This window comes from Kitasatospora sp. DSM 101779 (genome assembly GCF_025655475.1).
Taxonomy (GTDB): domain Bacteria; phylum Actinomycetota; class Actinomycetes; order Streptomycetales; family Streptomycetaceae; genus Kitasatospora.
This window is the reverse complement of sequence record NZ_JAHTIK010000001.1, coordinates 5,661,670-5,675,041: the sequence shown is the minus strand read 5'-3', so window position 1 is coordinate 5,675,041 and position 13,372 is coordinate 5,661,670. Positions and strand designations below refer to the sequence as shown.

13 protein-coding genes and 3 tRNA genes are annotated in these 13,372 nt (G+C 73.1%); 8 read left to right on the top strand and 8 right to left on the bottom strand.

Annotated elements, in window-relative coordinates:
• The first annotated feature begins 20 nt into the window (after positions 1 to 20).
• The 4 genes from KSNIM_RS25800 to fabF all read left to right on the top strand — a co-directional run bounded on the left by KSNIM_RS25800 (position 21) and on the right by fabF (position 3,710).
• Positions 21 to 962 (top strand): ACP S-malonyltransferase, encoded by a 942-nt coding sequence (locus tag KSNIM_RS25800; protein ID WP_263105511.1) that lies wholly within the window; start codon positions 21 to 23, stop codon positions 960 to 962.
• Complete coding sequence (locus KSNIM_RS25795) at positions 959 to 1,990, top strand: beta-ketoacyl-ACP synthase III (protein ID WP_263105510.1); 1,032 nt, start codon at positions 959 to 961, stop codon at positions 1,988 to 1,990. The genes KSNIM_RS25800 and KSNIM_RS25795 overlap by 4 nt, the downstream gene beginning before the upstream one ends.
• 92 nt (positions 1,991 to 2,082) lie before the next feature.
• The gene (locus KSNIM_RS25790; protein WP_030267568.1) at positions 2,083 to 2,325 is read left to right on the top strand and encodes an acyl carrier protein; all 243 of its coding nucleotides are present in this window, start codon (positions 2,083 to 2,085) and stop codon (positions 2,323 to 2,325) included.
• A gap of 116 nt (positions 2,326 to 2,441) precedes the next feature.
• A complete protein-coding gene (fabF, locus tag KSNIM_RS25785) occupies positions 2,442 to 3,710 on the top strand; it encodes a beta-ketoacyl-ACP synthase II (protein WP_263105509.1) in 1,269 nt (422 codons plus the stop codon).
• Positions 3,711 to 3,841: 131 nt separating this feature from the next.
• On the opposite strand, the gene KSNIM_RS25780 is transcribed toward fabF, so the two are convergent.
• Both KSNIM_RS25780 and KSNIM_RS25775 read right to left on the bottom strand, forming a co-directional pair.
• Complete coding sequence (locus KSNIM_RS25780) at positions 3,842 to 4,336, bottom strand: DUF3145 domain-containing protein (protein ID WP_263105508.1); 495 nt, start codon at positions 4,334 to 4,336, stop codon at positions 3,842 to 3,844.
• A 364-nt stretch (positions 4,337 to 4,700) separates the two neighbouring features.
• Positions 4,701 to 5,720: an NADP-dependent oxidoreductase gene (locus tag KSNIM_RS25775; RefSeq protein ID WP_263105507.1), complete on the bottom strand. Its 1,020-nt coding sequence runs from the start codon at positions 5,718 to 5,720 to the stop codon at positions 4,701 to 4,703.
• Positions 5,721 to 5,819: 99 nt separating this feature from the next.
• Here KSNIM_RS25775 and KSNIM_RS25770 point away from each other — a divergent pair, with 99 nt between their 5' ends.
• Both KSNIM_RS25770 and KSNIM_RS25765 read left to right on the top strand, forming a co-directional pair.
• Complete coding sequence (locus KSNIM_RS25770; RefSeq protein ID WP_263105506.1) at positions 5,820 to 6,266, top strand: MarR family winged helix-turn-helix transcriptional regulator; 447 nt, start codon at positions 5,820 to 5,822, stop codon at positions 6,264 to 6,266.
• A 179-nt stretch (positions 6,267 to 6,445) separates the two neighbouring features.
• Positions 6,446 to 7,984, top strand: a complete 1,539-nt coding sequence (locus tag KSNIM_RS25765) for an LCP family protein (protein ID WP_263105505.1) — start codon at positions 6,446 to 6,448, stop codon at positions 7,982 to 7,984.
• On the opposite strand, the gene KSNIM_RS25760 is transcribed toward KSNIM_RS25765, so the two are convergent.
• From KSNIM_RS25760 to KSNIM_RS25750, 3 genes are all read right to left on the bottom strand, one after another.
• Entirely contained in the window at positions 7,971 to 8,900 is a 930-nt protein-coding gene (locus KSNIM_RS25760) for a 1-aminocyclopropane-1-carboxylate deaminase/D-cysteine desulfhydrase (protein ID WP_263105504.1), read from the bottom strand. The genes KSNIM_RS25765 and KSNIM_RS25760 overlap by 14 nt on opposite strands.
• 22 nt (positions 8,901 to 8,922) lie before the next feature.
• Entirely contained in the window at positions 8,923 to 9,621 is a 699-nt protein-coding gene (locus KSNIM_RS25755; protein WP_263105503.1) for a class F sortase, read from the bottom strand.
• A gap of 161 nt (positions 9,622 to 9,782) precedes the next feature.
• Complete coding sequence (locus KSNIM_RS25750; protein WP_263105502.1) at positions 9,783 to 10,268, bottom strand: hypothetical protein; 486 nt, start codon at positions 10,266 to 10,268, stop codon at positions 9,783 to 9,785.
• A 302-nt stretch (positions 10,269 to 10,570) separates the two neighbouring features.
• Between KSNIM_RS25750 and KSNIM_RS25745 the strand changes: the two genes are divergently transcribed.
• Positions 10,571 to 11,380, top strand: coding sequence for a polysaccharide deacetylase family protein (locus tag KSNIM_RS25745; protein ID WP_263105501.1), 810 nt, complete (start codon positions 10,571 to 10,573; stop codon positions 11,378 to 11,380).
• A 448-nt stretch (positions 11,381 to 11,828) separates the two neighbouring features.
• On the opposite strand, the gene KSNIM_RS25740 is transcribed toward KSNIM_RS25745, so the two are convergent.
• A tRNA-Ile gene (locus KSNIM_RS25740) sits at positions 11,829 to 11,902 on the bottom strand.
• Positions 11,903 to 12,172: 270 nt separating this feature from the next.
• Here KSNIM_RS25740 and KSNIM_RS25735 point away from each other — a divergent pair.
• Positions 12,173 to 12,916 (top strand): trypsin-like serine peptidase, encoded by a 744-nt coding sequence (locus tag KSNIM_RS25735; protein WP_263105500.1) that lies wholly within the window; start codon positions 12,173 to 12,175, stop codon positions 12,914 to 12,916.
• Positions 12,917 to 13,040: 124 nt separating this feature from the next.
• On the opposite strand, the gene KSNIM_RS25730 is transcribed toward KSNIM_RS25735, so the two are convergent.
• Together KSNIM_RS25730 and KSNIM_RS25725 are read right to left on the bottom strand one after the other, a co-directional pair.
• A tRNA-Asn gene (locus tag KSNIM_RS25730) sits at positions 13,041 to 13,113 on the bottom strand.
• A 46-nt stretch (positions 13,114 to 13,159) separates the two neighbouring features.
• Positions 13,160 to 13,232: transfer RNA gene (locus KSNIM_RS25725), tRNA-Asn, on the bottom strand.
• Between the last annotated feature and the right edge of the window lie 140 nt (positions 13,233 to 13,372).

Sequence of the window (13,372 nt, the reverse complement as noted above, 5' to 3'; positions counted from 1 at the left end):
TGGCGAGAGAGGGTTGAACCGTGCTCGTAATCGTCGCCCCTGGACAGGGTGCTCAGACCCCCGGATTCCTCAGCCCCTGGCTCGAGCTGGACGGCGCCGCCGACCGGCTGCGGCAGTGGTCCGAGGTCGCCGGTCTCGACCTCGTCCGCTACGGCACCGAGGCCTCCGAGGAAGAGATCAAGGACACCGCGGTGGCCCAGCCGCTGCTGGTGGCCGCCGGTCTGCTGACTTCCGCCGAGCTGTTCGCCGGCTCCGACTTCCGCTCGGTGGTGGGCGGCGTGGCCGGCCACAGCGTCGGCGAGATCACCGCGGCCGCGCTGGCCGGCGTGCTGAACGCCGAGGACGCCCTGGTGTTCGTCCGCGAGCGCAGCCTGGGCATGGCCGAGGCCGCCGCGGTGACCGCGACCGGCATGACCGCCGTCCTCGGCGGCGAGCCGGACGTCGTCGCCGCCAAGCTCGCCGAGCACGGCGTGACCGCGGCCAACAACAACGGCGGCGGGCAGATCGTCGCGGCCGGCACCCTGGAGCAGCTGGAGGCGCTGAAGGCGGACCCGCCGGCCGGCGCCCGGCTGATCCCGCTGAAGGTGGCGGGCGCGTTCCACACCGAGCACATGGCCCCGGGTGTGGCCCGGCTGGAGAAGCTGGCGCCGACCCTGACGGTGGCCGACCCGGCCGTCGCGTACGTCTCCAACAGGGACGGCGGTGTCGTCGCCTCCGGGGCCGAGGTCCTGGCCCGGCTGGTGTCGCAGGTGTCCAATCCGGTCCGCTGGGACCTGTGCATGGAGACCCTCCAGCAGCTCGGCGCGACGGCAGTGATCGAACTGTCGCCCGCCGGCACCCTCACCAACCTGGTCAAGCGCAACCTCAAGGGCGTGGCGACGCTGGCCCTCAAGACCCCTGCCGATCTCGACAAGGCCCGCGGGCTGGTCGCCGAGCACGGCGCTCAGGAGAACAACGGATGACAGCGCCCCAGATCAAGCCGGCCACCGGTGCCGCGTACTCGCGCATCCACGGCGTCGGCGGCTACCGCCCCGTCCGGGTGATTCCCAACGCCGAGGTGCTCAACTGGATCGAGTCCTCGGACGAGTGGATCCGCACCCGCAGCGGCATCGCCGAGCGCCGTTGGGCCGGCCCGGAGGAGACCGTCGCCGAGATGTCGGTGCAGGCCGCCGGCAAGGCGATCGCCCAGGCCGGGATCAATCCGGAGCAGATCGGCGGCGTGATCGTGGCCACCGTCTCGCACCTGAAGCAGACCCCGGCGATCGCCACCGAGATCGCGGACCGGCTGGGCTGCGGCACCGCCCCGGCCTTCGACATCTCGGCCGCCTGCGCGGGCTTCGGCTACGGCCTGGGCCTGGCCGACGGCATGGTGCGCGGCGGCGGCGCCGAGTACGTGCTGGTCATCGGCGTGGAGCGGCTGAGCGACCTGACCGACACCTCCGACCGCTCGACCGCCTTCATCTTCGGTGACGGCGCGGGCGCGGCGATCGTCGGCCCGTCCGAGACCCCCGGCATCGGCAAGGTGATATGGGGCTCGGACGGCTCGCAGCGCGACGTCATCTCGCAGACCCAGGCCTGGGACACCGCGTTCGCCAAGGAGGACGCCGTCAACGGCGTCGGCGACGAGGCCAAGTGGCCGGCGCTGCGGATGGAGGGTCAGTCCGTCTTCCGCTGGGCGGTCTGGGAGATGGCGAAGGTGGCCCAGCAGGCGCTGGACGCCGCCGGGATCACCGCCGACCAGCTGGGTGCCTTCATCCCGCACCAGGCGAACATGCGCATCACCGACGCCATGATCAAGGCGCTGAAGCTGCCCGAGTCGGTGCCGGTGGCGCGCGACATCGCCGAGACCGGCAACACCTCGGCGGCCTCCATCCCGCTGGCGATGGAGCGCATGCTGGAGAGCGGCGAGGCCAAGAGCGGCGACCTCGCGCTCATCATCGGCTTCGGGGCGGGTCTCGTGTACGCCGCCGCAGTCGTTACTCTCCCCTAGGCGTCACTCTCCCAGGGCGCCCGCGCCCCCCTGAAAACCCGCGACGGTCCGCCGGACCGCTCGCTGTCAACACCCGAAGAGGAGCAGCCGCTATGGCTACCAAGGACGAGGTTCTGGAAGGTCTCGCCGAGATCGTCAACGAGATCGCCGGCATCCCGACCGAGGACGTCGAGCTCGACAAGTCCTTCACCGACGACCTGGACGTCGACTCGCTGTCCATGGTCGAGGTCGTCGTGGCCGCCGAGGAGCGCTTCGACGTGAAGATCCCGGACGACGAGGTCAAGAACCTCAAGACCGTCGGCGACGCGGTGGACTACATCCTCGCCAACAGCTGAGCCCGCGGCCGGCCAGTCCGGCTGCCTGCGGTCGGCCGGGGCGCACCCAGCCCCGGCCGGCCGGTCCCCCCACGGCCCCTCCGCCACCCCTTGCACACGTGAGAGAAGAAGAACCAGTGACCGCTGAAAACCGCACCGTGGTAGTCACGGGTATCGGCGCCTTCACGCCGCTGGGCGGCGACGCCGCCTCGTTCTGGGAGGGCCTGCTGGAGGGCCGTTCCGGCGTGGGCGCGCTGACCGAGGAGTGGGCCGCGGACCTGCCCGTCCGGATCGCCGCGCGCACCGCGGTGGACCCGGGTGACGTGCTGCCGCGTCCGCTGGCCCGCAAGCTGGACCGCTCGGCGCAGTTCGCGCTGATCGCCGCCCGCGAGGCCTGGGCCGACGCGGGCTTCGACACCCCGGCCACCGACGAGTCCTCGAAGCTCGCGCCCGAGCGCCTGGGCGCCGTGATCGCCTCCGGCATCGGCGGTGTGACCACCCTGCTCGACCAGTACGACGTGCTGAAGGACAAGGGCGTCCGCAAGGTCTCCCCGCACACCGTCCCGATGCTGATGCCGAACTCCCCCGCGGCCAACGTGGGCCTGGAGGTCGGCGCGCGCGCCGGCGTGCACACCCCCGTCTCCGCCTGTGCCTCCGGCGCCGAGGCGATCGGCTACGCGATCGAGATGATCCGCACCGGCCGCGCCGACGTCGTGGTGGCCGGCGGCACCGAGGCGGCGATCCACCCGCTGCCGATCGCCGCGTTCGCCAACATGATGGCGATGTCCAAGAACAACGACGAGCCGCAGCGCGCCTCGCGTCCGTACGACAAGGCCCGGGACGGCTTCGTCCTCGGCGAGGGCGCGGGCGTCGTGGTGCTGGAGTCGGCCGAGCACGCGGCCGCCCGCGGTGCCCGCGTCTACTGCGAGGCCGTCGGCCAGGGCCTGTCCTCGGACGCCCACCACATCGCCCAGCCGGAGCCGACCGGTGCCGGTGTCGCCCGGGCGATCGCCGACCTGTTCGAGCGCAGCGACCTCGACAAGGCCGAGATCGTGCACGTCAACGCGCACGCCACCTCGACCCCGCAGGGCGACACCGCCGAGGTGAAGGCCCTCTCGAAGGAGCTCGGCGAGCACCTGGAGCACGTGGCCATCTCGGCGACCAAGTCGATGACCGGCCACCTGCTGGGCGGCGCCGGCGGCATCGAGACCGTGGCGACCGTGCTGGCGCTGCACCACCGCACGGCCCCGCCGACCATCAACGTGGACGACCTGGACGACGACGTCCAGGCGGACATCGTCCGCGGCGAGCCGCGCGAGCTGCCCGCCGAGGGCCGGATCGCGGCGCTGAACAACTCCTTCGGCTTCGGCGGCCACAACGTGGTCCTCGCCTTCCGCACCGTCTGAGAATCGCTCACTCGGCACAGGTAGCGGCAACAGGAGGGGCGCGGGGAACCGCGCGGACCGGCAGGGCGAGGCATCCGCCCGAACGGTCCGCGCGGCCCCCGCGCCCCTTCGGCGTGCGTGGGTGCCGTTGCTCAGACCACCTGGTGCAGCCAGCGGACGGGAGCGCCCTCGCCGGCGTAGCGGAAGGGTTCGAGCTCGTCGTCCCAGGGCTTGCCGAGCAGCCGGGCGAGTTCGGCCTCCAGGTCGCCGCCCTCGGTGCGGGCGCGCAGCAGCACCGCCCGCAGCCGGTCCTCGGGGATCAGGATGTCGCCGTGGATGCCGGTGACGGCGTGGAAGATGCCGAGGCTCGGGGTCGAGCTGTAGCGCTCGCCCTCCGCGCTCGCGCAGGGGTCGCTGGTGACCTCGTACCGGATGAGCTGCCAGCCGCGCAGGGCCGAGGCCAGGCGCGAGGCGGTGCCGGGCTCGCCCTGCCAGGAGAGCTCTGCACGCCAGTGCCCGGGCGCGGCGGGCTGGCGGATCCAGTCGAGGCTGACCCGCACGCCGAGCACGCCTGCGACCGCCCACTCGACGTGCGGGCACAGCGCGCGGGGCGCGGAGTGGATGTACAGGACACCACGTGTCGTCACCGGGACCTCCAGGCTGTGGACGAGGGTCGCCTTCCCCAGCTGCCTCGTGCCATCCGCCGGCAGGTGCTGATGACCACCGTGAAGCTCAACTTACTCGACATTAGGTAATCAAATTGAGCAAAACGGACAAGCTTTCACCCAATGCTAGTCGAATCCCCCATGAGGTCCACCCCCTTGCACCCGCTCTCCCCCGAACGGACCTATTCCGTCCGGGGGCGCACCATCACCCGCCGCAGGGACCGGTGCTGACGCCCTGTCGGACTTGCGACCAGGCCGTTCGCACCTCCCGGGCCGACGGGCCGATACGCCGACCACCCCCGCGGGCGACGGCCCGCGGGGGTGGTGGTGAGGCGGCGTCAGCCGGTCAGAGCTTGACGACCATCTTGCCGGTGTTGTCCCCGCGGAGCAGGCCGAGGAAGGCCTCGGCAGTGTTCTCGACGCCCTCGACCACGGTCTCGTCGTAGCGCAGGCTGCCGTCCTTCAGCCAGCCGGCCACCTCGGCAACGAACTGCGGCTGCAGGGCGGCGTGGTCGCGCACCAGCATGCCGCGCAGGTTCAGCCGCTTGCCGATGGCGAGCGCGAGGTTGCGCGGGCCGGCCGGCGCGGAGGTCTCGTTGTACTGGGCGATGGCGCCGCACAGGGTGACCCGGCCGTGCGGGTTGAGGGCGCCGATCGCGGCCTCCAGGTGGTCGCCGCCGACGTTGTCGAAGTAGACGTCGATGCCCTCGGGAGCGGCCTTCGCGAGCTGCTCGGCGACCGGGCCGTCCTTGTAGTTGAAGGCGGCGTCGAAGCCGTACGAGCCGGTCAGGGTGGCGACCTTCTCGGCGGAGCCGGCCGAGCCGATGACGCGGGCGGCGCCCTTGAGGCGGGCGATCTGGCCGACCAGCGAGCCGACCGCGCCGGCCGCGCCGGAGACGAAGACGGTGTCGCCCTCCTTGAAGGAGGCGACCTCCAGCAGGCCCGCGTAGGCGGTGAGGCCGGGCATGCCGAGCACGCCGAGGTAGTACGAGAGCGGCGCGAGGGCCGGGTCGACCTTGACGCTCTGCGCAGCGGGCAGCGTGGCGTACTCGCGCCAGCCGAGGCCGTGCAGCACGGCGTCGCCGACCGCGAAGCCCTCGGCGGCGGAGGCGACGACGTAGCCGACCGCGCCGCCGTCCATGGCCGCGCCGATCGCGAACGGCGGGACGTAGGACTTGACGTCGTTCATCCGGCCACGCATGTACGGGTCGACCGAGAGGTAGGCGTTGCGGACCAGGATCTCGCCCGGACCGGGCTGCCGGACGGGCGCCTCGACCAGTGCGAAGTCGCTCGGAACGGGCCGGCCGACGGGGCGCGCCGCCAGGTGCCACTCGCGGCCGGTGGTGGGGATCGCCTGCTCTGCCATTGCTGCCTCCGTGGTGCATCCACCTGAAAGGTTGAGTTACTGAAGCAATCGTGGACACGAATAGTTCAGGTTGTCAAATGTTCAGGTACAGTGGAGGGCATGGAGACGCAGCAGCCGCCCACGGACCCGGTCACGCTGGAGGTCACCGACCTCATGGCGAACCTGGTCGGAATCTTCCACCGCGAGTACGAGGAGGCCGCCGCCGCCCGCTCGCTCACCGGCGCCCAGGCCAAGGTGCTCGCCCTGCTGCGGCGCGGGCCGATGCCGATGCGCCACATCGCGCAGACCCTGAGCTGCGAGCCGTCCAACATCACCGGCATCGTCGACCGGCTGGAGTCGCGCGGGTTCGTCACCCGTGAGGCCGACCCGCAGGACCGCCGGGTCAAGCTGGTCGCCGCCACCGGCTCCGGCACGGCCGCCTCGGTGGAGCTGCGCGAGTCGCTGCACTTCGCCCGCGAGCCGCTCGCCGCCCTCGACCCCGAGGAGCGGATCCAGCTGCGCGACCTGCTCCGCCGGATGCTGGCCGGCGCGGTACCGCCCGCCTGACGGGCGCAGCACCTCACGCAGGGGGCGACCCGATCGGTTCCGGACCGGAAACGGCCGTATCCGATCGGGTCCGCGTGTAACCGAACGGCCCGCCGGGCCGTCTCAGTGGTGGGGGCACACAGGAGTGCCGGCCAATACCCTTCCGGGCCGGGCACGGCCGTACAGAGAGCAACTGTGTGATGACCGACAAGAGCGGGCCGGCCGCGGCCTCCCGCGGGACGGGCCGCCGCCTGGCGCGGATCGCCGGCGCCACCGCAGCCGTCCTGGTCCTGGCGACCGCGGGCGCGGGAGCCTGGTTCTACCACCGCCTCGACCAGAACATCAGCACCTTCTCCGCGGACGGCATCGCCACCAGCCGGCCCCCGGCCGGCCCCACCGCCGCGGGCGGCGGCCGCCCGGTCAACATCCTGCTGCTCGGCTCCGACACCCGCTCCGACGGCAACGGCGACCTCGGCGGCGGCGACGAGGGCGTCGGCCACTCGGACACCGCGATCCTGCTGCACGTCTACGCCGACCACAAGCACGCGGTGGGCGTCTCCATCCCCCGCGACACCCTGGTCACCGTCCCGCCGTGCAAGCTGCCGAACGGCACCTGGACGAGCGAGCGCCTCAACCAGATGTTCAACTCGGCCTTCACCGTCGGCCTGTACCCGCAGGGCAACCCGGCCTGCACCCAGAACACCGTGGAGGCGCTCACCGGCCTGCGGGTGGACCACACGGTCGTCGTCGACTTCAAGGGCTTCGCCGCCATGACCGACGCGGTGCACGGCGTCGACGTGTGCGTCCCCAACGACGTCGACTCCTACGGCATACACCTCACCAAGGGCCGCCGGACGCTCAGCGGCCAGCAGGCGCTCGACTACGTCCGGGCCCGGCACGGCTTCGGCGACGGCTCCGACATCGGCCGGATGAAGCGCCAGCAGGCCTTCCTCTCCTCGCTCATCAAGAAGATCCAGGGGCGGGGCTTCGACCTCACCACGCTGCTGCCGCTCGCCGACGCCGCGACCCGCTCGCTCACCGTCGACCAGGAGCTCGGCAGCGCCATGAAGCTGGCCACCTTCGCCCAGTCGCTCCAGGACATCAAGCTGGCGGACATCTCCTTCGTCACCGTGCCCTGGGAGTACGCGGGTGCCCGGGTCGCGCTCGTCCACCCGGACGTCGACACCCTCTGGGAACTGCTCCGCCAGGACCGCACCCTCGACGGCCGGGCCACCGCACCGGCCACCACCGCAGCCCCCACCGCTGCTCCGGCGACCACCGCGACGCCCTCCGTCCCGGCCGCGCCCACGCCGTCCCCCTCCCCGTCCTCCGCCGTCCCCGGCCAGACCGGCGCGGCCGGACCGGATGCCACCGCCGTACCGGTCACCGTGCACAACGCCTCCGGCGCCACCGGCACCGCGGGCCGCGCCGCGACGGCGCTGAAGGCGCACGGCTACCGCGAGGTCGTGCTCGGCGCCAACACCAAGGGCCGGACCACCACCACGGTCGGCTACTCGTCCGGCCACAAGGCCGCCGCCGAACAGCTCGCCGCGCTGTACCCGGGTGCCACCGTCCGGCCCGACGCCGACGCCGACGGACTCGTCCTGACGCTCGGCCAGGACCACGCGTCCGGCGACACCTCGGGCCCGGTCGTGCTGCCGAGCGGAATCCCCACCGGCATCTCCTCGAACACCCGGCCCGCCGACAGCGACCTCTGCGCCGACCTCAGCTACGGCTGACCGCGGAGCCCGGCGGCGGCGCAGCGGCACCGTCCGGCAGTCCGGTGACCACCAGGGTCACCCGGCTGCCGGGCGGCAGCACCGCCGTCCCGGCCAGCCCGTACACCGCCTGCAGCGCCTTGGCCACGTACCGGCGCTCCACACCGATCCCGTGCCGCTCGCCGAAACCGGCCGCGAACTCCTCCAGCGCGGCGGGCACCTTCCCGTACCCGCCGCCGTGGTGGCCGTGGTCGATCCGCCAGTTCGCGAAGGTCCGCCCGTACGCCGCCCGGTGCAGCGCGGCCACCTCCTCCTCCAGGTAGCCCTCGCCGCGCAGCACCGCCACCCCGAGCGCCCGTGCCCCGGGCGGCAGGCCCGCCGCGATGCCGGCCAGGGTGCCGCCGGTACCGACCGCGCAGCACACCGTGTCGCGCTCGTCCAGGTCGCCGAGCTCGGCCGGCAGAGCCACGGTACCCCGCACGGCCAGTGCGTTGGACCCGCCCTCGGGCAGCACCAGGCAGCGCCCCCACCGCCGCACCGTCGGCCGGCCCCGGTCGCGGACGAGCTCCCGGTAGGCGCCGCGGGTGACGAACTCCAGCTCCATCCCGTCGGCCTCGGCCGCCGCCAGCGAGGGGTTGCGCGGCCGGTCGGCGAGCTCCTCGCCGCGGACTATGCCCACCGAGGACAGCCCGAGCGCTCGGGCCGCGGCGGCGGTGGCCCGCAGGTGGGTGGAGTAGGCGCCGCCGAAGGTGACCAGCCGGGTGTGCCCCTCGGCGAGCGCGTGCTCCAGATTGGGCGTGAGCTTGCGCCACTTGTTGCCCGGCACCGTCGGGTGCAGCAGGTCGTCGCGCTTCAGCCGGAGTTCGACGCCGGCCCGGGCCAGCACCGGGTCCTCGACCGGGGTGAGCGGGGTCGGCAGGTCGGCTGGCAGCAGCATCCCGCCAGGATAGGGGCCGCCGTCAGGCCGGGCGGGTGGAGCTCAGGTGGGCGAAGACCACGACGTTGTCGGCGTAGTCGTGGGTGGCCCGGTTGTACTCGCCGGCGCAGGTGATCAGCCGCAGCTGGGCGTCCGGGGTGTCGCCGTAGACCAGCTGGTCGGGGAAGGCGTTCTTGGCGAAGGTCTGCACCGAGTCGACGGTGAAGACGGCGACCGAGCCGTCGGCGCGGGTGACCTCGACGGGATTGCCGGGACGCAGCACATACAGCATGAGGAAGACCGCCGGGCCCTTGGTGGTGTCGACGTGCCCGGCGACCACCGCGGGGCCGCGTTCGCCGGGGGTCGGGCCGTCATTGTACCAGCCGACGAGGTTGCGGTCGTCGGCCGGCGGGGCGGCCAGGCCGCCGGTCGGGGTGAGACCGAGCTCGGTGAAGGGGGCCTCGACGAAGAGCTGCGGGATGCGCAGCTTCACTGGCTTGGAACGGGACATCACGGGCGTGGCCGGGGTCGTCCGGGAGGGCGGCGCGGTGGGCACGGGGCTCGCACTGGCGACGGCCGCCGGACCGCCGTCGACGGAGCGGGGGGCGGCGGGGGTGGTCTCCACGGACTGGTACATGACGAACACCCCGACGGCGGCGAGGCCCATCGCCCAGCGCAGCGGGCTGCGGCCGGGGTCCTTGCCCGCGGGCCCTTCACCGGTGCCGGATGTCTGCTGGCCCATGACGGCCGCCTCTCACGGGGTGCTGCGGGTCCTGCTGGTCCTGGGGAAGGACGCGTCCGGCCGTGCCCGGCTTCCGGGGCGGGTACGGCCGGACGCGGCCGGTGGGCGGCGGGTCCGCGGGGTCGGACCGCGCCGCAGGGGGTGGTGCTACCGGGCCGGGATCAGGCCTCGGATCCGCGGCGGCGGCGCAGGGCGACCGTGCCGACGCCGAGACCGCCGGCGAGCAGCGCGGCGCCGGTGGCCAGGCCGCTGCCCGAGAGGGCGATCCCGCCGCCGCCGGTGTGGACGCCGCCGTGCGGGGCCTTGTCCGCCCAGGAGCCCTCGGCCGTGGTCTCCTTGCCGGAGTCCTTGCCCTCGGACTTGCTCTCGGACTTGCTGTCCGACTTGCTCTCGTACTTCATGTCGGACGTGCTCTCGGACTTGCTGTCCGACTTCGTGTCGGCCTTGTGGTCCTCGGGCGCGGACTTCTGCTCGGCGGTCGAGCCGGGTGCCTTCTCGGGAGCCTTCTCGACGGGGGCCTGCTCCTGCCACACCCTCTGGTCGTCGCTCCCGGGACCAGTGGGCGGGTCGGCGTAGGCGGCCGGGATCGCGATGGCCAGGGCGGCGGCGCCGGCCGCTCCGGCGAAGAGGATGCGCTTGGGCAGCATGGGGGTTTTCCTTCCGGCGCCTCCGTGCGACAGCCGGCCTCGGTGCCGGCGCAAGGGATCGCGGACGCGCCGTGACCACCGTGGTTCACACACCGTCAGACCGCCACCGCAGGTCGTGGCCGTGCGAGGGGTCCGCGGACCGTCACGCGGACGTCCCGCCAGCGTGCGCCGGAGTGTCGCGACCGGGGCGGCACGGGTCCGTCCGGGGCGGCCACTGGGCCGTTGGGGTGTAGCTGCGGGAATCGGCGCGCCATCGCTGCAGCCTCGGGCATGCATCCGTCATGCTGTCACATCATCAGATCATGTCCCGCCGGCTGTTGCTGAGCGTCGCCGGGATGGGCCTGCTCTCCGCGGCCGGGTGCCAGCTGGCCTCGCACGACGGCGGCGACGGAGCGGTGCCGGCCGGCGTCCTGCCCTCCGAGCCCGCCTCTCCCCCGGGGTCGAGCGCACCACCCGCGCCCCCGTCCTCCTCCGCCGCGGCGAGCCCCGCCTCGGGGCCGGTACCCGCGCAGCCCCGCAAGGTGAGCAATCCGCTGTTCTCGCTCGCCGCCGACGACCGGCTGGTCGCGCTCACCCTCGACGACGGACCGGACCCGGTGCACACCCCCGTCGTCCTGTCGATCCTGGAGCAGTACCGGCTGCGCGCCACCTTCTTCCTGATCGGCGAGAACGCCGCCCGGCAGCCCGCGCTCGTCCGCGAGATCGCCGCCCGCGGCCACCACATCGCCAACCACACCTGGAGCCACCCGGACCTGCGGGGCATCCCCGACAGCACGGTCCGAGACGAGCTGCTCCGCACCTCCGACCTGCTGGGGAACACCACCGGCCGCACCCCCACCTGGTTCCGGGCCCCGGGCGGCGACTGGTCCGACGCCTCCCTGCGGATCTGCGCCGAACTCGGCATGCGTCCCATGGGCTGGTCCGTCGACCCCCAGGACTGGGCCCGCCCCGGCACCTCCCTGATCACCCAGCGCGTCCTGCAGACCATCGGCCCCGGCTCGATCGTCCTCAACCACGACGGCGGCGGCGACCGCTCCCAGACCATCGCCGCCCTGCGCACCTACCTCCCCGTCCTCCTCGACGAGGGCTACCGCTTCACCGCCCCGAAGTAGCCCGCACTCCAGTCCCCGGACGCCCGCATCGGCCACTGTGCGGAGCGGCTCCCCGTCCAGCCCGATTCCGGCATGCGCACGGCCGGTGCCGCCCTCGACCCGCCTGCCACCGGCCCGAAAGGCTCCGAGGCTCTGCTGCAGCCCGAGGACGCGGTTCTGCCTGCCCTGGGCTCCGGCGGACACCGAGCGCTGAGCCCACGGCCTCGAGGAGCGGGAGCAGTCGCACCGGAACTCTCCGACACGGTACGGGCGGAGGGCAGTGGGTGACGGTTCGCCAGCCGATTCGGATCCCTGTCCGGCAGCGGCCCCGACCGACATGCACGGGCGGGTGAATCCCGGCGTGGTGTGCGGCCCGCGGGCCGTGCGGTGCTCTAGAGTGAGAGTCGCCGGCCTGGGTGTTTCGCCTGGTCAGGCACCCTTCGGGGCTGACCGGCCGTCGGGTCGGAGGTAGGGCGGGTGGGACTCGAACCCACGACCAAGGGATTATGAGTCCCCTGCTCTAACCGGCTGAGCTACCGCCCCCCGATCCGGCCTGCCGCATCGGCGCGAAGGCCCTTGCAGCAGCAGACGGCCCCTCAGGGCCGTCACCGGCAGCATAGCCGGTCGATCAGTCGGAATGCGCGCCGGGTGCGCATCCGGGTACGCCCGCGCACTCCCGCCGCTGCCGCCCGCCGCCCGTGACGCCCGGTGGCCGGCCCCTCCGCCATCTCTGGCGCGCCCCGGCAGGGTCCTGATTAGATCTTGAAGGGGCCGGCATCCGCGGCTCGGCGGCGAGGGAAGCGAGACAGGCTGATGGCAGGCAGGCGGCGCACCGGTGCCCTGGCACTGCTGCTGGCGGCCGTCGGCTGGGCGACCGCCTCCTGCGCCTGGCCCGGGGGCGGCCCGGACACCCCCGGCTCCCACCCGGCCCCACGGGACCCCGCGAGCGACCGGATCGGCGCGCTCTTCCTCGGCAGCGCCGACGGCCCCCGGATGTGCACCGCGAGCGTGGTCAGCAGCCCGCGGCACAACCTGCTGGTGACCGCCGCGCACTGCGTGGAGACCCTCGACCGGGGACGCGAGGAGGGCCTGGTCTTCGCCCCCGGCTTCCGGGACGGCCGCACCCCGCACGGCGTCTGGCCGCTCACCGGGATCACCGTGGACGAGCACTGGACGGACTCCGAGGACCCGGAGTACGACGTGGCCTTCCTCACCGTCGCCGACGTCGACGGGCAGGAGATCGAGGACGTGCTCGGCGGCAACCGGCTCGGCACCGGCCGCGGCTTCGGCCTGCCGGTCTCGGTCACCGGCTACCCGAACGACAGCGAGGAGCCGATCACCTGCACCACCCGGACGGCCTCGCAGAGCCCCACCCAGGAGAGCTTCCGCTGCACGGGCTACAGCGTCGGCACCAGCGGCAGTCCCTGGCTCACTGAGGACGGCTCGGTGGTCGGCGTGATCGGCGGCTACCAGCAGGGCGGCTACGAGGACGAGGTCTCCTACAGCGTGACCTTCGACGACCGGGTGGCCGCGCTCTACCGCCGGGCCACCGCCTGAGCCCGGCGGGCGACCCGGCCCCCGGCCCCCGATCTCCCCCGGCGGGGCCCGGGAAACACGAAAGCCCCCCGGCTGTGCCGGAGGGCCCTCGCTCTGCGCTGATCACCCAACACTCCGGGTGAAGCTCCCCCAATTGGACTCGAACCAATAACCTGCCGATTAACAGTCGGCTGCTCTGCCAATTGAGCTATGGGGGAATGCTGTTACTGCAAACGAACGGGCGGCCGCAGGGGCCGTCCGGAGCTCCCCCAATTGGACTCGAACCAATAACCTGCCGATTAACAGTCGGCTGCTCTGCCAATTGAGCTATGGGGGATCGAGCTTCCGCCTCGACCCCCGGTTCTCCCGGGTTCTCGGCGCTCGCTGCGGGACATACATTAGCGCACTGAGGGGGGTGGTCCGCCAATCGCTTTCCCCCGGCCACCGCGGCAGCCGCCCGCGGGTGGGCCCCGCCCC